Source organism: Natrinema altunense, from assembly GCF_000731985.1.
Classification (GTDB): domain Archaea; phylum Halobacteriota; class Halobacteria; order Halobacteriales; family Natrialbaceae; genus Natrinema; species Natrinema altunense.
In genome coordinates this window covers 343303-364940 of sequence record NZ_JNCS01000001.1, presented here as the reverse complement: position 1 = coordinate 364940, position 21638 = coordinate 343303, and the positions used below count along the sequence as shown (strand labels likewise).

Sequence of the window (21638 nt, the reverse complement as noted above, 5' to 3'; positions counted from 1 at the left end):
GTCCCCGTGAGGGGTACGATGACGCGGAACCCGCGTCGGTGACCGTTTATATAGGATTTCGTTCGTGAGAGGCAAATAGCTGTTGACCTCCGGAGACGGCGGTGCACCGCGCGCTCCATCGATCGTCGGCTCGGGAGCCAGCCGACTGCCGTGTCCCGTCGAACCGTGGCCTGTAAACGGCGGCGAAAGAGACGTCGCACCTGCATAGGGGGCGGATCGCACATCACCCCTCAATACGCCGGTCGATACCAGTACCAGTAGATCGTAATCGCGAGGAGAACGACCAGTCCGCCGAGGAAAAAGAGCAGCCCCGGCGGAACGGTTCCGAACACCGTCTCGATCGCCTCCGCCCCGCCGTCGGTGACGTTCTGGAGCGTCTCGTTGTCGGGATCGAGCCCCGAGTCCGTTCCCCCCGAATCATTGGCTGGGTCCACCGCGCCCGAATCCTCGACCGAGTCCACCGCGCCCGACTCATCGGCCCCGTCCATCGCCGCCGAATCGTCCGCCGACTCCGTCGTTGCCGAATCCCCATCGGTGGTGCTGTCGGTAGCGGCGTCGTTCGTCGATTCGGCGTCCGCAGTATCGATATCGTCACTCTCGCGCTGTTCGACCGACCCGTCGCTCGAGTCGGCGTCCCCTGCGTCGTCGGTGCCCTGAATCGTTCCGTTGTCGCGTCCGCTGTCCGATCCCGCCGGCTGTGCGCCGCCGTTCGCGGTCGGGCCCGTTTCGGCCGGCGCGAGCCACCGCGTCATCGCGTACTGGATGAACAGACTGCCACCGGCCAGCGCGCCGATCCCGCCGACCAACCGGGAGAGCGCCTCCTTCAACCGGGATGCTCGCGACTCGTCGCTCGTCACGATCAGCGGCCCGTCGGTCGTCGCGTAGACGCTCATCTCGTTGCCGCGCGAGGAGTACCAGGTGTCGACGACCTCGACGAGTCCGGCGTCCTCGAGTTTCTCCAAGTGGTAGCGAACGTTCTGGATCGACGAGTCGATCGCGTCGGCGATGTCGCTGGGCGTGCCGGGTTCGTCATCGAGTCGTGAGTAGATCTCCCGGGCCGTCGTCGAGGAGAGCGCGCCGAAGACCGCGTCGGCGTCCTCACCCTCGAGGTCGACGACGCGGGGCTGGCCCTCTTCGGTGGCCGTGTCGGAGCGAAGGGGGAAGAGACGGGCCATATGGGGTTCGGTTCGTATTCGATGTCAAACACATATACCCTTTTTCCTCGGTGAAAGAGCGATTTCAGTTAGCGGAAACCGCACGATGGCAACGCCGCTCCGCATCGATGAATAAATCTCTTCGATATCGGTGTTCGAACAGTAAGAATTACCCATGTCGGAGCCAAGGTTCGGACATGCGCCGCACCGAAGCGGGGGGCTGGATCGTCGTCGGACTCGTCCTGGCCGGACTCGCGATTCCGTGGTTCCTGTGGGGGTCGGCCACCGTCGTCGCCGGGCTCCCGGTCTGGCTCTGGTGGCACGTCGGCTGGATGGGGTTCGCGTCGCTCGTCTTCTGGCTGTTCACACGGCGTGCCTGGGGTATCGGTATCGAGCCTGCGGGGAGCGACGGCGATTCGAGCGGCAGTCGCGAGGTCGGGCCCGGAGAGGCGGGACCCGGAGGTGATGCGCCGTGAGCGCGGTCACGCTCCAACTCTCGATCATCGTCGGCTATCTCCTACTCGCCCTCGCGGTCGGGCTGGTCGCCTACCGACTAACCGACCGCACGGCCGAGGACTTCTATCTCGCCGGTCGAACGCTCGGCACGGTGGTCCTGCTGTTTACCACCTTCGCGACGCTGTTGTCGGCGTTTACGTTCTTCGCCGGGCCGACCATCGCCTACGCGCAGGGTCCCGAGTGGATCCTCGTCATGGGGCTGATGGACGGCATCATCTTCGCCGTCCTCTGGTACGTCATCGGCTACAAGCAGTGGCTCCTGGGCCGACAGTACGGCTACGTAACCCTCGGGGAGATGCTGGGTGACCGCTTCGGCTCCCGGTGGGTCCGCGGGCTCGTGGCAGGCGTCAGCCTGCTCTGGCTCTTCCCCTACGTCATGCTCCAGCAGGTCGGAGCCGGCACCGCGCTCGAGGCTCTGACCGAGGGTGCCGTTCCCTATGCCGCCGGAGCGGGGCTGATCACCGCGTTCATGATCCTCTACGTCGTCATCGCCGGAATGCGCGGGATCGCCTGGACGGACACGTTACAGGGCGCGTTCATGCTCGTCACGACCTGGGTGGCCGTGCTGTGGGTACTCGCGGCCGTCGGCGGGCCCGGCGCTGCGACCGACGCCCTGGCGTCGAACCCCGATACCGGCGGCTTCCTCTCGCTGGGAGGCGACTACTACACGGTCCAGTGGATGCTCTCGACGGCGATCACGATCGGGTTCGGCGTCGCGATGTTCCCGCAGGTCAACCAACGCTTCTTCGCTGCGGGTTCGAAAACCGTCCTCAAGCGGTCGTTCGCCCTCTGGCCGATCCTCTGTGTCCTCCTCTTCGTGCCCTCGTTCATGCTTGGCGCGTGGGCCGCCGGCCTCGAGGTCGCGGTTCCCGAGGGCGCGAACGTCCTGCCGCTGGTCCTCGCGGAGTACACGCCGACGTGGTTCGCCGCGCTCGTCATCGCCGGCGCGATGGCCGCGATGATGTCGTCCTCGGATTCGATGTTGCTGTCCGGGTCGTCGTACTTCACGCGGGACCTCTTTCGCCCGATCCTCGGGTTCCTGGGGGTGGTCGTCTCCGACCGCCTGGAGGATCTGATCGCCCGCGTGGGTGTCGTCCTCTTCGCCACCGTTGCGTTCGTCGTCAGTCTGTTCCAGCCCGCGACGCTGTTCGAAATCGGCAACGCGGCCTTCAGCGGCTTCGCCCAGCTCGCGTTGCCGGTCCTGCTCGCGCTCTACTGGCGCCGGATTACGCGGGCGGGGATCACTGCCGGTATCCTCGTCAGTCAGACGTTCTACGTTTCGAGTCTCTTCCTTGCCGTCGTTCCGAGTTCCTACGCCGGCTGGTCCGCCGGTCTCGTCGGGATGGGTCTCGGTCTCGTCGTCACCGTCGCCGTCTCGCTGGCGACCTCGCCGGCCGCCGCCGAACGGCGTGCGATCTACTTCGACCGGTTCGGTGCCGATTGACGGCGTTCGAATCGCCACGCTGAACGGCCCCGGTCGCATACGCGCTGACGAATGCCTATCGACCTGCCGCCCGCGGTCGCCGACGACTGGCGTCGGCTCGGGAGCCGAACCGACGAACGCAGCCTCTCGCTGGCGACGGTCACCGCCGAGACGGCCGTCTTCGAGCACCAGCCGACCGCCGATGCGCTCGAGCAACTCCGCGGGGGCCGCGACATTCCGGTGCGGTCGCTGTTCACCGTCGCGCTCGATATCAGTCCCTCCCTGTCGACGATCGGACTGTCAGCGGCCGACGCGCTCGACGTGGCGGCCCCGAAAGCGCGCGAGCAGTTCGTCGACACGGTCGCGGACGACGGCATTGCGATCGGCGCGGAACGCGCGACCGAATACATCGACCGGCCCGACGGAGCCGTCGGCCACCTCTCCGTCCTCGACGTCGCGTATCCGATCGACGCGGCGGTCGACGGCGTGACCGTCGATGACGGGACCGCAACGATCGATGCCGAAGCCCACGTCGCCGTCTGGCCGACCGCCGACACGTACATGCTGGCCGGCGGGCTCCTCCCGCTCGAGGGGCCCGCCGACGCGGCACTGCTGGCGGCCGCCCTCGACGTCGATCCGGCCCGCGACCGCGAGACGATCGTCGATCTGTTCCGGGGGCTGGAACTTGAGGACGCGGCCGACGGCTGAGTCGACCGCCGTCGAAATCGTTAATTGATCGACTATCGATTTCCAACTATGGCACACTATAATGGTCGCAGCTATTCGGAGCTGACGAAAGGGGGGTTCTTCCTCGGTCTCGCCCTCTTCGTCGTCGGCGCGGGCAGCGAACTGGTCGGACACGCGGTTTTCGGATCGCTTCCCCAGTGGGAGAACACCCTGTTGTTCGCACTGACGCTGCTCGGCTTCGCCATCGGGTTCGCGTCGCCGTTCGTGTTCGGGATCGTCATGCCGCTGCTCGAATAGTGTGATCGAGTTCGCCTAACGTCGCCTCGAGACGATTCCCCGATCGCTTTTAGCGCTTTCATCTGCAGTAGTACTCTGTTCCCGGCGTCGAGACGGTCCGGGTCGCGTTTCGATACCGGTACTGAAACTGGTGTTTTTTATAAACACCCACCCACGTACCACGTATGCAAACCCACATCGTCCCGGTCGGCTTCGATTACGACCGGCTGATCGCGCCGCTGGTCCGCGATCAGATCGACGTCGACAGCGTCATCCTCCTCGAGGGGGCCGTCGGGAGCGAGGCCAACGTCGAGTACTCGCGGCACCTCTCGAAGAAACTCGAGACGGATTTCAAGAACCTGCTCGGGGCCGAGACCGAGCGGTTCGTCTTGGAAGACGTCTACGACTACGACGACGCCTTCGAGCAGGCCTACGAACTCATCACCGCGGAACTCGACTCGAGCAACGAGGTCTGGGTCAACGTCGCCGCGATGCCCCGGACCGTGAGTTTCGCCTTCGCTAACGCCGCCCACTCGTTGATGGTCGAACGCCAGGAGGACCGCGAGGGCATCCACACCTACTACACCGCCCCGGAGAAGTACTTGGAGACCGAACTCGCAGAGGAGTTGCGCGAGCAGATCGCCCTGCTCGAGGACCTCCGCGGGGACGGGGACGACGCGGAAATCGCGGCCGACCGGGTCGGGACTCGCCTCGAGAGCGCCCGCGACCTGTTAGCCGAGTTCGACGAGCGCGGGACGACCATCGGCGCGAAGGAGATCGACGGCAAACACATCGTCGAGTTGCCGGTCGCCTCCTTCTCGAACGTCAAACCCTTCGAGGAACTCATTCTCTACAAACTCGGCGAAGACGGCGAGTTCGACTCCGTCTCGGAACTCGCGGAGTCGCTGGCCCGCGAGCTAAACGAGGAGTACACCGACAGCTTCCGGTCGAAGGTCATCTACAACGTCGACCGGCTGGGACCTGGCGGCAAGGGCTACATCGAGCGCGAGGAACAGGGCAAGTCCTATCGGACCCGACTCTCGCGGATCGGCGAACTGTGGGTGCGCGCCCACTCGGACGACGGGACCGGCGACTAGTCGATGCGGCGTGGCGGCGACGACGCCGATCAGCACTACGACGAGGGCGACGGTACGTCGGCCGTCTGAGACGGTCCCCTCCACGTCTCGGGCGATACGACGAAACACCTAACACCGGTCGCCGGGCAAGCAGTACGTATGTCTCAGTGCGTCGCGGCGGTTCGGCCGTTCGACGGCCCGCGAGACGCCGCTTTCGTAGGGGCCCCGTAGCCCCTCATTCCCCACCCCGTTTCGACGGATGTATTGTCGCCGACCAGTATTCACCGAGCAACGACCCCTCTATGGACGACAGTCAACTGCACAGCCGGACGACGTACCGACGACGCCCGCGACGGGCGGTGAGAGCATGAGCATGGACTCACGGGAGCAAGCGGGCGACCAACCCACCCTCGAGGGCGGCTACGATCCCGAAGCGGTCGAGTCGCGCTGGCAGCGGCGCTGGATCGACGCGGACGTCTACGCCTACGACGGCGACGAGAAACGGGACCCAAACACCGTCTACTCGATCGACACGCCGCCGCCGACGGTGTCGGGCAGCCTGCACATGGGCCACCTCTACGGCTCGACCCTGCAGGACTTCGCCGCGCGATTCCAGCGGATGCACGACGGCGACGTGCTCTTTCCGTTCGGCTACGACGACAACGGGATTGCCAGCGAGCGCTTGACCGAGTCCGAACTCGACATCCGCCACCAGGACTACGAACGCCGCGAGTTCCAGGAACGCTGCCGCGAGGTCTGTGCGGAATACGAGGCCGAGTTTACCGAGAAGATGCAGAACCTCGGGACCTCGATCGACTGGAACAACACCTACAAAACGATCGAACCGCGGGTTCAGCGGGTTTCGCAGCTTTCCTTCCTCGACCTCTACGAGAAGGGCCGCGAATATCGGAAGAAGGCCCCGGCGATCTGGTGTCCCGACTGCGAGACGGCTATCTCGCAGGTCGAGATGGAGGACGACGAGCGGGGCTCGCATTTCAACGACATCGCGTTCGAATTGGTCGGCGACGACGCACCCCGCGACGAGTTCGTCATCTCGACGACGCGACCCGAACTCATCCCCGCCTGCGTCTCCGTCTTCGTCCACCCCGACGACGAGGAGAACCAGGACCTCGTCGGCGAAACCGCTCGTATTCCGCTGTTCGGCCACGAGGTGCCGATCATCGCCGACGAGCGCGTCGACATGGAGAAGGGCAGCGGCGTCGTGATGTGTTGTACCTTCGGCGACCAGAACGACATCGAGTGGTACCAGGCCCACGACCTGCCGCTGCGCGTGGCCATCGACGAATCCGCGACGATGACCGACCTCGCCGGCGACTACGAGGGCATGTCCACCGAGGAAGCCCGCGAGGCCATCGTCGAGGACTTGGAAGATGAGGGGTCCCTGCGCGACCGCTGGGAGATCACCCACGCCGTCCAGGTCCACGAACGGTGTGACACCGCCGTCGAGTACCGCGTCTCCAAGCAGTGGTACGTCGAAATCTTAGATCACAAGGCGGAGTACCTCGAGGCCGGTCGGGAGATGGACTGGTACCCCGAGAAGATGTACAGCCGCTACGAACACTGGATCGAGGGCCTCGAGTGGGACTGGTTGATCTCGCGCCAGCGCGACTCGGGCATTCCGTTCCCGGTCTGGTACTGCGGTGACTGCGACGAGCCGATCATGGCCGAGCGGGAGGCGTTGCCGGTCGATCCCCTGAGCGACGACCCGCCGGTGGATCGCTGTCCCGAATGCGGCCACGACGCGTTCGAGGCCGAGGAGGACGTCTTCGACACGTGGGCGACCTCCTCGCTGACGCCGCTGATCAACGCGGGCTGGGACTGGGACACCGACGCCGAGGAGTTCCGGATGGACAACCCCGAACTCTACCCGTTCGATCTCCGCCCGCAGGGTCACGACATCATCTCGTTCTGGCTGTTCCACACCATCGTCAAGTGCTACGAACACACCGGCGAGGTACCCTTCGACGCGACGATGATCAACGGCCACGTGTTAGACGAGAACCGCGAGAAGATGTCCAAATCGCGGGGCAACGTCGTCGAACCCGACGAGGTGCTCGCGGACTACCCCGTCGACGCCGTCCGCTTCTGGGCCGCCAGCGCCGCCGTCGGCGACGACTTCCCGTATCAAGAGAAGGACCTCACGGCCGGCGAGAAACTGCTGCGCAAGCTCTGGAACGCCTCGAAGCTCGTCGACACGCTCGCGCCCCGGGACCCGGCGGAACCCGCCGCCCTCGAGGCGATCGATCGCTGGCTCCTCGCGGAGCTGGACGACGCCATCGACGACCTCACCGCACACCTCGCGGACTACGAGTTCGCGAAGGCCCGCGACCGGCTGCGGACTTTCTTCTGGAACACCTTCTGTGACGACTACCTCGAGATCGCCAAGACGCGCGAGGACAACCCGTCGACGCAGTACGCGCTGCGGACGGCCCACCGGACCTTCCTCGAACTGTGGGCGCCGTTCCTGCCGCACGTGACCGAGGAGATCTGGCAGGCGGTGTACGAAGACGAGACCGCGGCCCTCGAGGACAGCAGCATTCACGTCCGGGACTGGCCCGCCCCGCAGGGCCACGAGGCCGATCTCGAGGCCGGCGAGACCGCCATGGAGGTCATCTCCGCGCTGCGTCGCTACAAGAGCGAGAACCAGCTCCCGTTGAACGCCGACCTCGAGTCGGTATCGGTCTACGGCCCGGTCGACGGCTTCGAGGACGCGATCCGGAACGTGATGCACGTGCGGGATCTCACGCTCCTCGAGGACGAGCCCGATATTTCGACCGAGGTCGCCGAAATCGATCTCGATTACTCGACGCTCGGGCCGACGTTCGGCTCGAAGGTCGGCGAGATCGACGCCGGCATCGAGAGCGGCGAGTACGAGATCGATGCTGACGATGGCGTGTTGCGCGTCGCCGGTGAAGAACTCGAGGCCGACCTCTTCGAGGTCGAGTACGAGCGCACCTACTCGGGCGACGGCGAGATGCTCGAGACCGAGTCCGCGGTCGTCATCCTCGAGTAGCTGCCGTCCGACCGATCCGGCTCGTCGCGTTCGCCCCGGATCCGTCAGTCTCGTTGACGGTCTCGAAATCTACTGGAAAACGACGAGGGGTATCTGAACGGCTATACGGACTACACCTAATCGTGACTCGTACTCTGCTGAGTCGACGAGAGCCGAGGCGTCGTTTGCCGCCGCGTAAGCCGAGTACAGAACCCCATGACGACCAAACCCGTGGACGCCACTCCCACAGAAACAGAACTGTCGCTTCCCTCGAACTTGATCTTCGAACTCCTGCTCGATGATCAGCGGCGGTATGCGTTGTACTACCTCTCGCGGAACGTCGAGGCCGTCAGCCTCGAGGTTCTCATTGATCGGATCGCCGATCGGGAGGGAGTCGACAACGACGGGATCGACTGCATCGCCATCGAATTCCACCACAACCATCTGCGGAAGCTGATCGACTCGGATGTCCTGCAGTACGATTCGGACGCCGAGACGGTCGAGCGCCGAACCGCAGCCCGCTCGTTGGATCCGTACCTCGAACTCGCGTACGCCGACGAACCGTAGGCGGGGGTCATCGCGCTCGAGTCGGATTACGACCGACTCCGAGCCCCCTCACATTTCTTGACCCGGATCGCGAGCGCGAGAAACAGCGCCAGCAGGACGAACGTGACCTCGCCCGCGGCGATCACGCCCAGCGCGTCGGCCTCGAGGAACATGGCCGCGTCGCGTTCGACGGGGATGATCGTGTGGTGGGGGTCGCCGACGACGGGGACGAAGTAGTCGACGATGAGATTGCTCCAGTACCAGACGGCGGCGACGGCGACGGCCCACACCGGAAAGCCGCTGATCCGGTGGAGGACCAGCGCCTGGACGACCATCGCGAGGTGGCTCCAGAAGAGGAAGTGGTACATCAGCGGGTGGAGGTACGCGTAGGAGTCCGCAAACGCGAGCAGCGTGTACGGCGTCCACAGGCCCAACACGACGTTGCCGAAGAACGCGAGCGCGGTCAGCCACGGCTGCTCGCGGCCGAGTTTCCACGCGGCGATCGCGAGCGCGATACACAGCGTCGCGAGCGGGCTGTCGGGGACCCAGGGCCAAAGTGCGGCCGTCGTCTCGGTAAACTGTCCGGAGTAGTACCAGAACCCGAAGGCCGTCCCCGCGAGGTTGATCGCCACGACGAGCCACGCGAACCGCAGCCCCAGATCCTCGAGCGTCGTCGGAACCGGTGCGAGAGACGGTGGGAGCGCCTCGTCGTCGGCACGATCGTGATCCGCCAGCCGAGTCGACGCGGTCATCGTCCGGCGCGACGGCCGGAACCCGCAAAACAGTAGCGGTTATCGCGCCGTCCGCGACCCGTACTACTACGACCACGTCCGCAGTACTGTCGGCCATGACGACGGCCGACGAACGACCACGTTCGCAACTCTCGACCGGTCACGAGGTGTCCCTCCCGCTCGAGTTGTCGTTCGCGATGGGCGGCGCGACCGTCCCCGCGCGCCGCGGCCGGCTCGAGGCGGCGCTCCCGGACGGACTCTCCGCGCTCGCGCTCGCGCCCGGCGTCGGCTGTGTCACCCTCGTCGGAATCCAGTACCACCGGGTCGGCGACGATCGAGACGGGACGGGACTCGAGCCCTACGACGAGTTCGCGGTCATCGTTCCGGCGGTCCGCGGGGGTCGAACGACCCGCCCGCTCGCACAGCTTGCGGGCAGCGACCTCGGCGGCTACGTCCACTGGCTCCCGGTGACGACTGCGCCTTCGGTCGCGCTCGGGCGCGAGATCTGGGGATACCCCAAGGAACTGGCCGCCATCACGGTGACTGACGGCCCGGACGGGATCCGCACCGTCGTCGACGGCGGCCGCTATGGGGACGCCCCCATCCGGCTCGAGGTCGTTCGTCCCCGGCTCGAGCCGCGAGCGCGCGACTGGACGCTGACCAGTTACACCACGAAAGACGGGACTCTCGTGCGGACGACGGCCCGGATTCGGGGCGACGTAGCGATCGGGTCGGGCCTCGGGACGCGGCTCTCGATTCCGTCGGCACTGGCCCGCGAGCTCGGGCTGTGGCGACGGCCGCTCGCACGGCTGTACGGCTCGGACGTCCGCGCCCGTCTGTTCGAGGGCGAACGGCTGGTCGAGTGAGCGGCCGGTTCGATGCCGTTTCCGTGGACCCGCGGAACCGGTTGGCTCCGGCGGCCGAATCGGTCCCAAAGAAACGCGTAAGTGGCGGGGCTCCTAACCGGTCAGTATGGCCGAAAACACCGATCTCGAGGAACTGCGGCGCGGGACTGATCTCGTCAAGCGCGGCTTCGCGCGGATGCAGAAAGGCGGCGTCATCATGGATGTCGTCGACCCCGAACAGGCCCGTATCGCCGAGGAAGCCGGCGCGGTCGCGGTGATGGCGCTCGAAGCCGTGCCCGCCGATATCCGCAAGCGCGGCGGCGTCGCTCGGATGGCCGATCCCGCCGACGTCGCCGAGATCGTCGAGTCGGTTTCGATCCCGGTCATGGGCAAGTCCCGTATCGGGCACACGAAGGAGGCCCAGATCCTCGAAGCCGTCGGCGTGGACATGATCGACGAGAGCGAGGTGCTCACGCCCGCCGACGACGCCTACCACATCGACAAGCGCGAGTTCACCGCACCGTTCGTCTGCGGCGCGCGGAACCTCGGCGAAGCCCTCCGGCGCATCGACGAGGGCGCGGCGATGATCCGGACGAAAGGCGAGGCCGGCACCGGCGACGTGAATCAGGCCGTCCACCACCAGCGCACGATCAAGGGCGCGATCCGGAAACTCGAGGGCATGAGCCACGAGGAACGGGAGGCCTTCGCTCGCGAGATCGAAGCGCCCGCGGAGCTGGTCCACGAGACCGCCGAGATGGGGCGACTCCCGGTCGTCAACTTCGCCGCGGGCGGCATCGCGACGCCGGCCGACGCCGCGCTCATGATGCACCACGAGTGCGACGGCATCTTCGTCGGCAGCGGCATCTTCGGCGCGGAGAACCCGCCCGAGATGGCCGAGGCGATCGTCGAGGCGACGAACAACTGGGACGACCCCGAGACGCTCGCGGAGATCTCGAAGAACCTCGGCAAGAGCATGAAAGGCGACGCCAATGTCGACCTCCCCGAGGAGGAGAAGCTGCAGGGTCGGGGCGTCTAACTGACGACGACGCCGTCGCCGCATGCTGACGCTCCGGAACGACGACTGATCGGCAAGCACGTCCGTTTTCTCCGTATACGATGTACCCTCTCTATCTTTAAACAGCGAGAGAATCCCGGCCTTTAGGCCGGGCGTGAATCGCGTCACTTGATTCCGCAGCCGCCGTTAATCGGCGGAACTGGATTCCATACGTTCGTCGATGCAGCCTCTTACGAGACTGGATAAGTTGATGTGGTTTTCGTCGATCCATTCGACTTGATCTTCTCGGATCGTTATTTGCTTCCGTTCCATCACGTCTCGCTACAACTCCTCAATGTATAAGTGTGGCAGATGTGTATAGATGGGTATGGCAGAGGAGGTGGCGAAAACGCTCGAGGCGACTCTTGCCCCACCGACACAGGGGAAAGGGGTGCGCCTCCGTCGCCTTCTCTCCACCTACCGCGAGGCGTTGCACGATGCGTTCGACTCCGGTGCCGATACGATGAACGGCGTCTCCGACGTAGTAACGCCGTTCGACCTCCCGTATCAGGCGAAGGCTGCACTGTGTAGCTACGTCCCGAAGCTCCGGAAGACGTACAATGCCCGCGAGTTAGACGACGAACACCCGATCCGGCTCACGAATCAGGCCGCGAAGTTCGACCGCGACGAATCTCGACACCACGTGATTTGCTGGAATGTTCCACTTCCGGGCTACGGAACGAACTTCTGGATTCCGCTTCGGATTAACCCCGAACAGGAACCGCTGTGGCATGATCTCCTCAGCGAGGACGCGAAGGCCGGTCAGATTCGGCTTCAGCAGAACCGGAGTAGTTGGGTGCTGCACGTCACCGTCACGTACTCGGTCGAAGAACCAGAGACAGACGGCGACGAGACGTACATTGGCTTCGATATCGGTGAATCCGCGTTGATTACGGGCTGTGCCCTCAAGTGCAACACGCCGACGAAACCGATGCTCGAAAGTGGCAGTCAAGCGCGACACCTCCGCAAGGAGATGTTCACGACGCTGAAACGCCTTCAGGAACGTGACGCCGCCGACTGGCGTGTGGACGAACGCTTCGACCACTACCAGAACGCACTGACGGATATCGTCGAGAAAGCGTCTCGAAAGGCGGTCGAGTACGCCGAGTCTTTTGACGATCCGGTGGTTGTGATGGAGGATCTGTCCTACATCCGTGAGAACTTGGACTACGGGAAGTACATGAACCGACGCCTTCACGCATGGGCGTTCGCCCGGCTTCAAGGCCGAATTGAAGACAAGGCGGCCGAAGCAGGGATTCGGGTTGAGTACGTCAACGCGGCGTACACCTCGCAGACGTGCCACGCGTGCGACCGCCTCGGTCGGCGTAGTCAGCAAGCGGAGTTCGTCTGTCCACACGACGACTGCCACGTAACTGAGTTCCAAGCAGATATCAACGCGGCGGCGAACATCGCCGGTCGCGTAGATCCGTGGGGAGAGAGCGTTCCTTGGGAACCGGAACGCGATGACTCGCCTCGGAACGGGAGTGCCAGTGACAGCGCCACAGTCCACCGCGAGACGAGCGAGAAATCCTCGCAGATGACGCTCGCGGCCTACTCGGACTGAAACCTACGGCATAGCCGGAATCCCACTGTCGTGGGAAGCCCCGCCGTTTACCTCGGGGAGGATGTCACGAGCCAGCCATCGTCTCCGACCAGCGTCGAGCAACTCCTCGACCGAATTACGGGGGGCACTGAGCGATTGCTCCGGGAAACCGCAACCGACGCGTCGGACGAGACGCAGGCGACGGTCGCGGAACTGCTGGATGTCGTCACGGAAGTCGACGACCTCCTCGAAACGATCGATTTCGAGACGCTGCCGGACGCCGTCGACGTGTTGGCGTTGCCGGCTCTCGTGGCGTTCGACGAAATCCCGCACGCGATCCACGAGCGCGATCCGGCTCTGGCACCGGACCTCAGTACGATCCGAGACGGCGTCGAACTGCGAGCGCTCTGGAACACCGTCGATCTCGTCGACTTCCAGCGAGAGCTTCGACAGCTCAAACGCGAACTCGAGGACATCGTTGGCCCCGACGCGTTCGAAGCGTCCGGCGACTCCGAGGCGGCGGCCGAGATCCGTCGGTTCGTCGACGACGTGAAGCCGGCGGCGACGAACGCGGCGCTGCAGCAAGAAGCGAAGAAGGCCGCCCGAACTGCACGAGGGGGCGTCATCGAGGGGCATTCGAAATTCGAGTCCCTGTACGAGTCGACGGGGCGCGGTCCCGGCTCTGCCGGCCGGAAACCGGTCTCGAACAACCCGACTGCCGTCTCGTCAGTCCCGTCCGGCCCGCTCCCGGACAGCGTTTCCACGAGGATGTCGACCGTCCCGACCACCGTTCGACACGCGAAAATCGACACGCTCTCCCGCGGATCTACGGGCGGCGCTGGAAGACGGCTGCGCGCTCGACGTGAGTCGCCGCTACCACCACGTCTGCGGCGGCGGAACGATACCCGTTCGGCGGAGCGCGAGAACGGCCAGATAGGACATCGCCGCACCACAGCACAGCGACAGTACTAGCACCGGTGCGACTCGGGCGCCGACAGCGGCGCCACCGATCGCCGCCGTGAGTGACGCGAGTTGAACGCTCCGTCGGTCCCAGTACTGCCGGACGGTCTCGTACTCTCGCGCGGCGAGGAGTTCGAAGGCGATCGTCGCAGTACCGCCGCCGATCAGGAAAATCGGAGCCAGCGTTACGTCGGCGCGGACCGCGAAACTCGTGACCGCAGCCAGCGCGAGCAGTGCGAGCGCGGCGTCGGTTCGCGTCCCCATCGCGGCTACGAATCGTCCCGGTACAGCGTCGCGCCCTCGCCGACCGCGGTCTGGTAGGCGCGGCTCTCGACGCCGACCGCGTCGAAGGCGTCGACCATCGCCGAGGCGATCGCCCGCTGGTTGCGGCGGTGACAGACCGCGAGGATCCCCGGGCCGGCCCCGCTGACGGTGACGCCGGTCGCACCCGCCTCGAGAGCGGCCTCGCGAACGCGCTCGTAGCCGTCGATCAGTTTGGTGCGTTCGGGCGTGACGATCTCGTCTTCCATGCCCTTGCCGACGAGAACTGGATCGTTCCGCGTCATCCCGACGGTCAGCGTGGCGGCGTTGCCGACGGTGTCGACGACCGCATCCATCGAGGCCGAATCGGGAACGACGCCGCGCGCGTCGCGCGTGGAAACGGAGATATCCGGCAGGCAGGCGACGACGGGGACGGACGCGTCGACGTGCGTGACGCCGTCGTCGGTGACGACGGTGAAGCCGCCGAGCAGCGAGGGCGCGACGTTATCGGCGTGTGCTTCCCCGGAGACGAGCGCTTCGCCTTCGGCGGCGACGGGGACGAGTTCCGCACGAGAGCGGCCCCGATCGTAGAGTTCGTTCAGTGCAACGGCGGCGGCGGCGGCGCTCGCGGCCGACGATCCCAACCCCGAGGACGGCCGAACGCCCTTGTCGATCCGGATCCGTGCGGGGGCGTCGAGCGCCTCCGCGACTGCGCCGACCGTGTTCTTGTCGGGGTCTTCCGGGATGTACTGGCTTCCGGCCCCGGTCACCGTAATCGTCGTTCGCGAGGCTCGTTCGACCCGGACCACGTCGGCGGGCGTTCCGAGAGCGACGCCGAACACGTCGAAGCCGCTCCCGAGATTCGCGCTCGTTGCGGGTGCCCGCACTGTAAGCATGCCGATTCCTTTCTAGACGGCAGTCAAAAAGGTAGCGAACGATACCGACGACAGCTGTCGTCCCTCGACTCGAGAATGGAATCGGGTCGTCGGTAGCTATCCGAGCCCGATCGGGCGATTACTCCTCGTCCGTCGCACCGAACGTGAACACGTCGTCGTCTTCGTCGCCGCCCTCGTCGGGCCCGTCGCTGTCGTCAGTCTCGTCGCTCTCGGGATCGTCGGTCGTGGGGGTCTCGTCGGCAGCCGATTCGTCGTCGGTCTCCGCATTGCCACCGTCGTCGACCGATCCAAGCGGTTGGGCGTCCGGTTCGTCGCCGGCCGGTTCGGCGGTGTCTGCCGTGTCGTCCCCGTCGGATTCGGGGGTGTCGTCGGCAAGCGGGTCGGCCGGGCCGGTCGACTCGGTCGTGTCCGTCGTCTCGTCACCGTCGGCTCCGAAGGCGTCGTCGGCGAGCGGATCGGTCGTGTCCGTCGTCTCGTCACCGTCGGCTCCGAAGGCGTCGTCGGCGAGCGGATCGGTCGAGTCGGTCGACTCGACTGCGTCGGACTCGTCGTCTTCGCTCCCCTCGATTCCAAGGATCTCTTCGGCACCGAGTTCCTCGGTCGCGTCGCCATCGGCTCCACTGTCGGTCGCCGGATCGTCACCGGCGTGATCGATCGGATCGGCGGCCGACGTCTCGGGTTCGAACGCGGTCTCTGTCGATGGGTCGGCATCGGCGGTGTCCGCGTCCTCGTCCGCCTCGAGTTCGTGGGCGTCCTCGTCCGCGTCGTCGAACGTGAGGGTCTCGTCGGAGTCGGCCTGCTCGCTCGCGGCGTCGGCGTCGAACGTGATACCCTGCCCCTCCTCGGCCGACTCGCCGTCGGCCGCATCGTCGTCAATCGCCGCGGGCGCATCCAATTCCGCGTCCACGTCGAACGTCGATTCGAAGTCGAGGTCCACGTGGTCGACGTCGGTGTCGAACCGGTCGAGCGCTTCGGAAAGCTGGGAGGCCTGTTCGGAGAGGCTCGAGGCGGACTTCGTGACTTCGGTTAGTGCAGTGGTCTGCTCTTCGGCCGCGGCGGCGACGTTCTCGGCTTCCGACGTCGTCTCCTCGGAGATCGTCGCGGCGTCGTCGACCATCGCGACGACCTCCTGCGTGGAGGCAGCCTGCTCTTCGGTCGCTGCGGAGATCTCCTGTACACCGACGTTGGTTTCCTGAGCGAGGTCGGCGATCTCCTCGAGCGCGTTGACCGCTTCCTCAACCCGGTTGCTGGCGTTTTCGATGTCGGTACTCGTGCCCTCGACCTCGGCGGCGGAGGCCTCGGTCCGCTTGCGGATCGCCTCGAGTCGGTCCTCGGCTTCGTCGGCCGCTTCGGCGACGTCCTCGGAGAGCGCCTTGACCTCCTTTGCGACGACGGAGAACCCTTCGTCGTCGCTGCCGCCCGCGGAGCGGGAGGCTTCGATGTTGGCGTTCAGCGCCAGCATGTTCGTCTGGTGGGCGATCTCGGAAATCGTGTTGATCAGTTCGTCGATCTGTTGGACCTCCTCTTCGAGGCGACGGATCTCGGCGACGGCGTCACCGGCCTCGATCTCGATCTCGTCCATGGCAGTGATCGCCGCCTGCGCGGCTTCCTGCCCTTCCTGACCGGTGTCGACGGTCCGCTCCGCGATGTCGGCCACCTCGTTCGAGGATGCGGCGATCTCTTCGGTCGTCGTCGAGAGGCCGCTCATCTCCTGGTTGACCGACTGGAGGGACTCGTTCTGTCGGTCCGCACCGTCGGAAATCTCCTGAATCGACTCGGTGACCTGCTGGGAGGCGGATCGGACCTCCTCGCTCGAGGCGGTCACCTGCTCGGAGGCGGTCGCGACGTCGGTCGCGAACCGGTTGAGTTCGGCGATGGTCTGCTCGATCTCGTCGAGCATCTCGTTGAAGTCCTCGCCGATCTGTTGCATCTGCTCGTTATCGCTTTCGACGTCCGCACGAGCGGTGAGGTCGCCGTCAGCGGCCTCGCCCATGACCGAACAGTATTCGGCGGCCTTGTCTTCGAGGTGATCGTTGATCTCCAAGACGCGTTCGCGTTCCTGTTCGGCCTCCATGCGGGCGGCTTCGGCCTCTTCGATCTGTTCGCGCAAGGCGTCGCGCATCGAGCCGAAGCCGTCGTAGAGTCGGCCGATGTTGTCGATCCGTTTGGTCTCGAGGTCGACGTTGAGGTTCCCGTCCTCCATCTCGCTGGCCTTGTCGGTGAGCCGGTCGATCGAGACGGCAGTGTTTCGGCCCAGGACTGCACCGACCGCGCCGATCATGACGACCCCGAGAATCGTCGCCACGAGCCCCCACTGGTTGACGCTGTTGACGAACCCGAGTGCCTGGTCGGCGGGTTCGACGGTCAGGACGACCCAGTCGGTCCCGAACACGCGGGCGGAACTGGCGACGTAGTCGCCGCTGTCCTCATCGAGTTCGTAATCGCCAAGCGAGAGCGACGAGCCGGCGACCTGCTTCGTGGTCGCGCCCTCGGTCCGTGCGCTCTGTGCGAGACCGGTGTCGTCGCCGTAGGTGTAGCCGAACGTTTGGTGGTTCCCACCGTAGTCGGCGTTGTCGAGCATGACGTCGTTCTCACCGTCGAGGACCACCGTCGTGACCCCTTCCTCGTCCTGCAACTGGTTCGCGTACGCCTCGAGATCGGCGGTGTAGACGATCGCTCGGTTCTCGTTGTCGGCGGAGCGCTGGACGTACGTGAGGACGGTCGTGTTCTGGCCGAACTCCCCTTCAGCGAGATAGGCGTCGGAGACCCACGGAACGGTTTTCGAGGCCTCCTCGTAGGCTTCGTTCGGGACGTTATCGATATCGGTTGCCGGTGCCCCGCGATAGGCCTCGTTAGTACTCGCGGTCACGGTTCCGTTGTTCAGATTGACGTAGGAGATATCGAACGTATCGGCGTCTAAGTGCTCCTGCCAGTCGAGGAAACGCCGTTCGATCGCAGCCGGATCGTCGCTGGCGACGACGTCCGATCGGGCGATCGTCCCGATCGTGTGCTCGTTTTGCTCGTTCCACATCTGCACGCTCTGGGCTTCCTGTCCGGCGGCGGAAGCGTGATCGCTTTGCACCCGATTCTCCACCTGATCGGCGATTGCCCCTGTCGCAACGAATCCGATCAGCCCGACAGACAATCCGAGGATGAGCAACGCGATCCCGAACTTGACCGCGTACCTGCGTCGGATAGCTGTCGGTACCAACCGTCGAGCGAAATCCATGGATACGAAACGCCTGTTCTCGCCACTACATAAATTGTCAGCCGCGGTTATCGGTGCTGATAATCGGAAAATGTTCCCACCTATGGACGATATGCTGATTTTCTTTTCCAGTGCTGTTATATCTCTGCCCGCGGTCTGAAATAAATCCTACATTGGATGACCGATTTCGGACGAATCTGTAATTCCTTTTCCCGGGTATATCAGCTCGCTATACAGCCTCCGACAAGTGTTATTCTCCACAACCGTTAAGAAACAGAGGTCGAAAGCATTGGGCAATATGAACGACGGAAACCACGACCGTGCGAACGCGACGGGTCCCGCTAGTAACGGACCGCGACGGAACCTCGACCGCCGTCGAGTGTTGAAGACGACTGCGGGTGGCGCGGCCGGCCTCTCCCTCGCCGGCTGTCTCGAGACGGCCGGATCGGTCGTCGGGGACGACGACGCTGATCCTGTCACGATCGGCGTCCTCGCACCCAACCCGGAGAGCGACGCGACGGGGCGCTCGATCGTTCGAGGTGCGCAGCTCGCCGTCGACCAACTCAAGGACGATGACGGTATCCTCGGCCGTGAGGTCGAGATGGTCGTCGGCGATACCAACGGCAGCCCACAGGAGGCGCGCCGCCAGTACCAGCGGCTCATTCTCGAGGAGGACGCCGACGTCACCGTCGGCGTTTCCACCAGCGAAGTCCTCGTGCCGTTGCTGGACGAGATCGCCGAGCAAGAGACGATACATCTCACCGCCGGCTCCGCAACGACGGTGGCCAGCGAGCGGGTCAAGTCGTCGTACGACGACTACAAGTATCACTTCCGCGTCGGGCCGATCAACGGGACCAACCTCGCAGAGGCGCAACTCGACTTCCTGACCGAGAAGGGCGGCGACATCGGGTGGGACTCCATCGCGGTCCTCGCGGAGGACTACGCCTGGACGGACGGGTTGTGGGACTTCTATCGGAGTCGCCTCCCCGAGACCGATATCGAGGTGACGGCGTGGGAACGGTATCCGCCGGCGACCGACGATTTCTCGGAGATTTACACTCGAGTCGAGGAGTCGAACGCCGACGCGGCGTTCATTTCGACCGCACACACCGGCACCGCCGCACTGGCGGATTGGCGGCCCGAGGAACGGGACTTCGAGTTCGGCGGCATTCACGTCCCGATGCAACTCCCGTCGTACTACCGGCTGACCGGCGGCGACTGCGAGTACGCCGCGGGCTACGCCAGCGCGACCGATACCGCCAATCTCACGGACAAGACGTCGGATTTCGTCACGGCGTATCAAGACGCAAACGGCGGCAAAAGCCCGGTTTATACCGGCTATATCGCCTACGACGCGGTCAAGGTGTTCGCCAAGGCGGCCAAGCGAACCGACTCCCTCGAGTCGGACGCCCTGGTCGGGTCGCTTGAGGAGATCGAACACATCGGCACCACCGGCACGATCCAGTTCCACGGGACCGACGACGAACACCCACACGACGTTATCTACGGCAAGGACAACGTCCACCCGGTCTATTTCCAATGGCAGGAAATCGACGGTGAGGGTCAGCAGACGGTCATCTGGCCCGACGAGTACGCGGCCGACGGTGCCGAGTACATGACGCCGGACTGGCTCTAGACCGGTTACCGGCCGCCGACGGCCCCTCCCCGTGTGACCCACGACCCAGTCGCCGACGAGTTGCTGCCTTCTCGACGGGTCACACTCCCCGTCGGCGACTCGCAGGGTCGCCTTTTTCGCCCGCCGTTCGTCCGTCGTCAGTACCGCGACCTCACGAGCAAACCCGAGGCCGCGTCGTTGCGGCAGGACCGCGAACTACCCGCGAACTGACTCCCCCGCTCGAGTCCGTCGACTTCCGGCGGGTGCCCGGAACGATCGGGTGTGACGGTCGCGAACACGATAGCAGTCGCTGAACGTTACTGTGGACCTGATCTGACGTCCCCCTTTTCGACTGCCTCGGACCGTACCATGACATTGGTACACTACCACAAACACTAAGCGAATTAAGACGAAACGAGTGTCAAGATGTCTGATGATACTGCGACGGGGCTCGGTTCACGGGCGACGGCGAGCCCGGACTCTCGAGGCGTGAACCGACGGCGATTCCTGCAAACGACGGGTGGAGTTGCGGCGGGGACGGCGGGTGCCGGCTGTCTCGAGACGGCCGGCTCGATCGTCGGTGAGAGCGACGGCGCGAATCCGGTTCGAATCGGGCTGTTGGCACCGGACCCGGACAGCGACATGATCGGCCGGTCGATGTATCGAGCCGCAACGCTCGCGGTCAGGCAGCTCAACGACGACGGCGGTATCGACGGCCGAGAGGTCGAACTCGTTCTGGGGGATACGAACTCGAGTCCGCTGGAGGCGCGCCGCCAGTACCAGCGGCTCATTCTCGAGGAAGACGTCGACGTAACGACCGGCGTGTTCGCGAGCGAGGCGTTGCTGGGTATCATCGACGACATCGCGGAACAGGAGACGATCCATCTGACCTCCGGCGCGGCGACGACCGAAGTCAGTCGGCTGGTCCACGAGCAGTACGACGAGTACAAGTATCATTTCCGCGCCGGACCGAACAGCGATATCGACTATGGCCGCATGCAGATCGACTTCCTGACCGACATGGCCGGCGAACTCGGCTGGGACTCGATCGCGCTCCTCGCCGAGGACTACGAGTGGACGAAAAAACCGTGGGGCGTCTATCAGAACCGGATCGGGGAGACCGGTGTCGATGTCGCGCTCCAGGAGCGGTATCCGCCGTCGATAGACAGCTTCGAGAGCCGGTACGACGAGGTCGAAGCGGTCGAGGCCGACGCGGTATTCATCACGACCGCCCACACCGGGACCAGCGCCCTGATGGACTGGGGGGTTCCCGAACGCGAGTTCGACTTCGGCGGCATCCACGTTCCGATGCAACTCCCGGCGTACTACGATCTGGTCGGCGGGGAGTGTCAGTACGCAATCGGCCAAAGCAGCGCCACGGCGAACAGTACGATAACCGACGCTACGCAACCCTTCGTCAAGGCGTATCGGAACATGTTCGAGGGCTCGAACCCCGTTTATACCGGCTACCACACGTACGATGCGATCACGTTGTTCGCATCGGCGGTCGAAGACGAGGGGACGTTCGACCACGAGGAGCTGGTCCCCGCGCTCGAGGACGTTTCCTTTACCGGGACCGCCGGCACGGTCGAGTTCTACGATCGGGAGGCCGAGGTCGCGGGCACTCCGGTCGCCCACGACCTCGTCTATAACAAGGCGGAGACGGTTTACTTCCAGTGGCAGGAGGACGACGACGGCGAGGGACGACAGGAAGTCATCTGGCCGCCGGAACAGGCGACCGGCTCGGGCTACGTCACGCCGCCGTGGCTCGCCTGACATCCACCTCCATCTGAAGGCGGAGGAATCCCGAGCAGTGGGCGTTTCAGGTCTGCAA

18 protein-coding genes are annotated in these 21638 nt (G+C 64.9%); 13 read left to right on the top strand and 5 right to left on the bottom strand.

The window, feature by feature from the left end:
• Positions 1 to 230: 230 nt before the first annotated feature.
• Positions 231 to 1175 carry an ArsR/SmtB family transcription factor gene (locus ALTAJ2_RS01885; protein WP_007110536.1) on the bottom strand — a complete coding sequence of 315 codons (945 nt, stop codon included), beginning with the start codon at positions 1173 to 1175 and terminating at the stop codon, positions 231 to 233.
• Positions 1176 to 1351: 176 nt separating this feature from the next.
• Here ALTAJ2_RS01885 and ALTAJ2_RS01880 point away from each other — a divergent pair, with 176 nt between their 5' ends.
• The 7 genes from ALTAJ2_RS01880 to ALTAJ2_RS01850 all read left to right on the top strand — a co-directional run bounded on the left by ALTAJ2_RS01880 (position 1352) and on the right by ALTAJ2_RS01850 (position 8712).
• Positions 1352 to 1630 carry a DUF3311 domain-containing protein gene (locus ALTAJ2_RS01880; RefSeq protein WP_007110537.1) on the top strand — a complete coding sequence of 93 codons (279 nt, stop codon included), beginning with the start codon at positions 1352 to 1354 and terminating at the stop codon, positions 1628 to 1630.
• Positions 1627 to 3114: a sodium:solute symporter family protein gene (locus ALTAJ2_RS01875; RefSeq protein WP_007110538.1), complete on the top strand. Its 1488-nt coding sequence runs from the start codon at positions 1627 to 1629 to the stop codon at positions 3112 to 3114. Before ALTAJ2_RS01880 ends, ALTAJ2_RS01875 begins: the two co-directional genes overlap by 4 nt.
• A 51-nt stretch (positions 3115 to 3165) precedes the next feature.
• Positions 3166 to 3801 (top strand): hypothetical protein, encoded by a 636-nt coding sequence (locus tag ALTAJ2_RS01870; protein WP_007110539.1) that lies wholly within the window; start codon positions 3166 to 3168, stop codon positions 3799 to 3801.
• Positions 3802 to 3849: 48 nt separating this feature from the next.
• A complete protein-coding gene (locus ALTAJ2_RS01865) occupies positions 3850 to 4077 on the top strand; it encodes a DUF7860 family protein (protein WP_006185901.1) in 228 nt (75 codons plus the stop codon).
• Between the two features lie 164 nt (positions 4078 to 4241).
• Entirely contained in the window at positions 4242 to 5153 is a 912-nt protein-coding gene (locus ALTAJ2_RS01860; protein ID WP_007110540.1) for an HFX_2341 family transcriptional regulator, read from the top strand.
• A gap of 352 nt (positions 5154 to 5505) precedes the next feature.
• Positions 5506 to 8166 carry a valine--tRNA ligase gene (locus ALTAJ2_RS01855; protein ID WP_007110541.1) on the top strand — a complete coding sequence of 887 codons (2661 nt, stop codon included), beginning with the start codon at positions 5506 to 5508 and terminating at the stop codon, positions 8164 to 8166.
• Between the two features lie 195 nt (positions 8167 to 8361).
• Positions 8362 to 8712 (top strand): DUF7344 domain-containing protein, encoded by a 351-nt coding sequence (locus tag ALTAJ2_RS01850; RefSeq protein ID WP_007110542.1) that lies wholly within the window; start codon positions 8362 to 8364, stop codon positions 8710 to 8712.
• A 26-nt stretch (positions 8713 to 8738) separates the two neighbouring features.
• Here the strand turns inward: ALTAJ2_RS01850 and ALTAJ2_RS01845 are convergent, their stop codons facing one another.
• Complete coding sequence (locus ALTAJ2_RS01845) at positions 8739 to 9443, bottom strand: DUF1405 domain-containing protein (protein WP_007110543.1); 705 nt, start codon at positions 9441 to 9443, stop codon at positions 8739 to 8741.
• A 95-nt stretch (positions 9444 to 9538) separates the two neighbouring features.
• Here ALTAJ2_RS01845 and ALTAJ2_RS01840 point away from each other — a divergent pair, with 95 nt between their 5' ends.
• The 4 genes from ALTAJ2_RS01840 to ALTAJ2_RS01825 all read left to right on the top strand — a co-directional run bounded on the left by ALTAJ2_RS01840 (position 9539) and on the right by ALTAJ2_RS01825 (position 13836).
• A complete protein-coding gene (locus tag ALTAJ2_RS01840) occupies positions 9539 to 10288 on the top strand; it encodes an acetoacetate decarboxylase family protein (RefSeq protein WP_007110544.1) in 750 nt (249 codons plus the stop codon).
• Positions 10289 to 10394: 106 nt separating this feature from the next.
• On the top strand, positions 10395 to 11303 hold the full coding sequence (gene pdxS / locus ALTAJ2_RS01835; RefSeq protein WP_007110545.1) for a pyridoxal 5'-phosphate synthase lyase subunit PdxS: 909 nt from the start codon (positions 10395 to 10397) through the stop codon (positions 11301 to 11303).
• 346 nt (positions 11304 to 11649) lie between these two features.
• On the top strand, positions 11650 to 12885 hold the full coding sequence (locus ALTAJ2_RS01830) for an RNA-guided endonuclease TnpB family protein (protein ID WP_049900884.1): 1236 nt from the start codon (positions 11650 to 11652) through the stop codon (positions 12883 to 12885).
• A gap of 30 nt (positions 12886 to 12915) precedes the next feature.
• Positions 12916 to 13836 (top strand): hypothetical protein, encoded by a 921-nt coding sequence (locus ALTAJ2_RS01825; RefSeq protein WP_239647683.1) that lies wholly within the window; start codon positions 12916 to 12918, stop codon positions 13834 to 13836.
• Here ALTAJ2_RS01825 and ALTAJ2_RS01820 read toward each other — a convergent pair.
• The 3 genes from ALTAJ2_RS01820 to ALTAJ2_RS01810 all read right to left on the bottom strand — a co-directional run bounded on the left by ALTAJ2_RS01820 (position 13738) and on the right by ALTAJ2_RS01810 (position 18210).
• Positions 13738 to 14088 carry a hypothetical protein gene (locus ALTAJ2_RS01820; protein ID WP_007110548.1) on the bottom strand — a complete coding sequence of 117 codons (351 nt, stop codon included), beginning with the start codon at positions 14086 to 14088 and terminating at the stop codon, positions 13738 to 13740. The genes ALTAJ2_RS01825 and ALTAJ2_RS01820 overlap by 99 nt on opposite strands.
• A gap of 5 nt (positions 14089 to 14093) precedes the next feature.
• On the bottom strand, positions 14094 to 14981 hold the full coding sequence (locus tag ALTAJ2_RS01815; RefSeq protein WP_007110549.1) for a homoserine kinase: 888 nt from the start codon (positions 14979 to 14981) through the stop codon (positions 14094 to 14096).
• Between the two features lie 118 nt (positions 14982 to 15099).
• Positions 15100 to 18210 (bottom strand): methyl-accepting chemotaxis protein, encoded by a 3111-nt coding sequence (locus tag ALTAJ2_RS01810; RefSeq protein WP_050031413.1) that lies wholly within the window; start codon positions 18208 to 18210, stop codon positions 15100 to 15102.
• Positions 18211 to 18487: 277 nt separating this feature from the next.
• On the opposite strand from ALTAJ2_RS01810, the gene ALTAJ2_RS01805 reads away from it, so the two are divergent.
• Positions 18488 to 19825 carry an ABC transporter substrate-binding protein gene (locus ALTAJ2_RS01805; RefSeq protein WP_007110551.1) on the top strand — a complete coding sequence of 446 codons (1338 nt, stop codon included), beginning with the start codon at positions 18488 to 18490 and terminating at the stop codon, positions 19823 to 19825.
• Between the two features lie 405 nt (positions 19826 to 20230).
• Entirely contained in the window at positions 20231 to 21580 is a 1350-nt protein-coding gene (locus tag ALTAJ2_RS01800) for an ABC transporter substrate-binding protein (RefSeq protein WP_049900889.1), read from the top strand.
• The last annotated feature ends 58 nt before the right edge of the window (positions 21581 to 21638 follow it).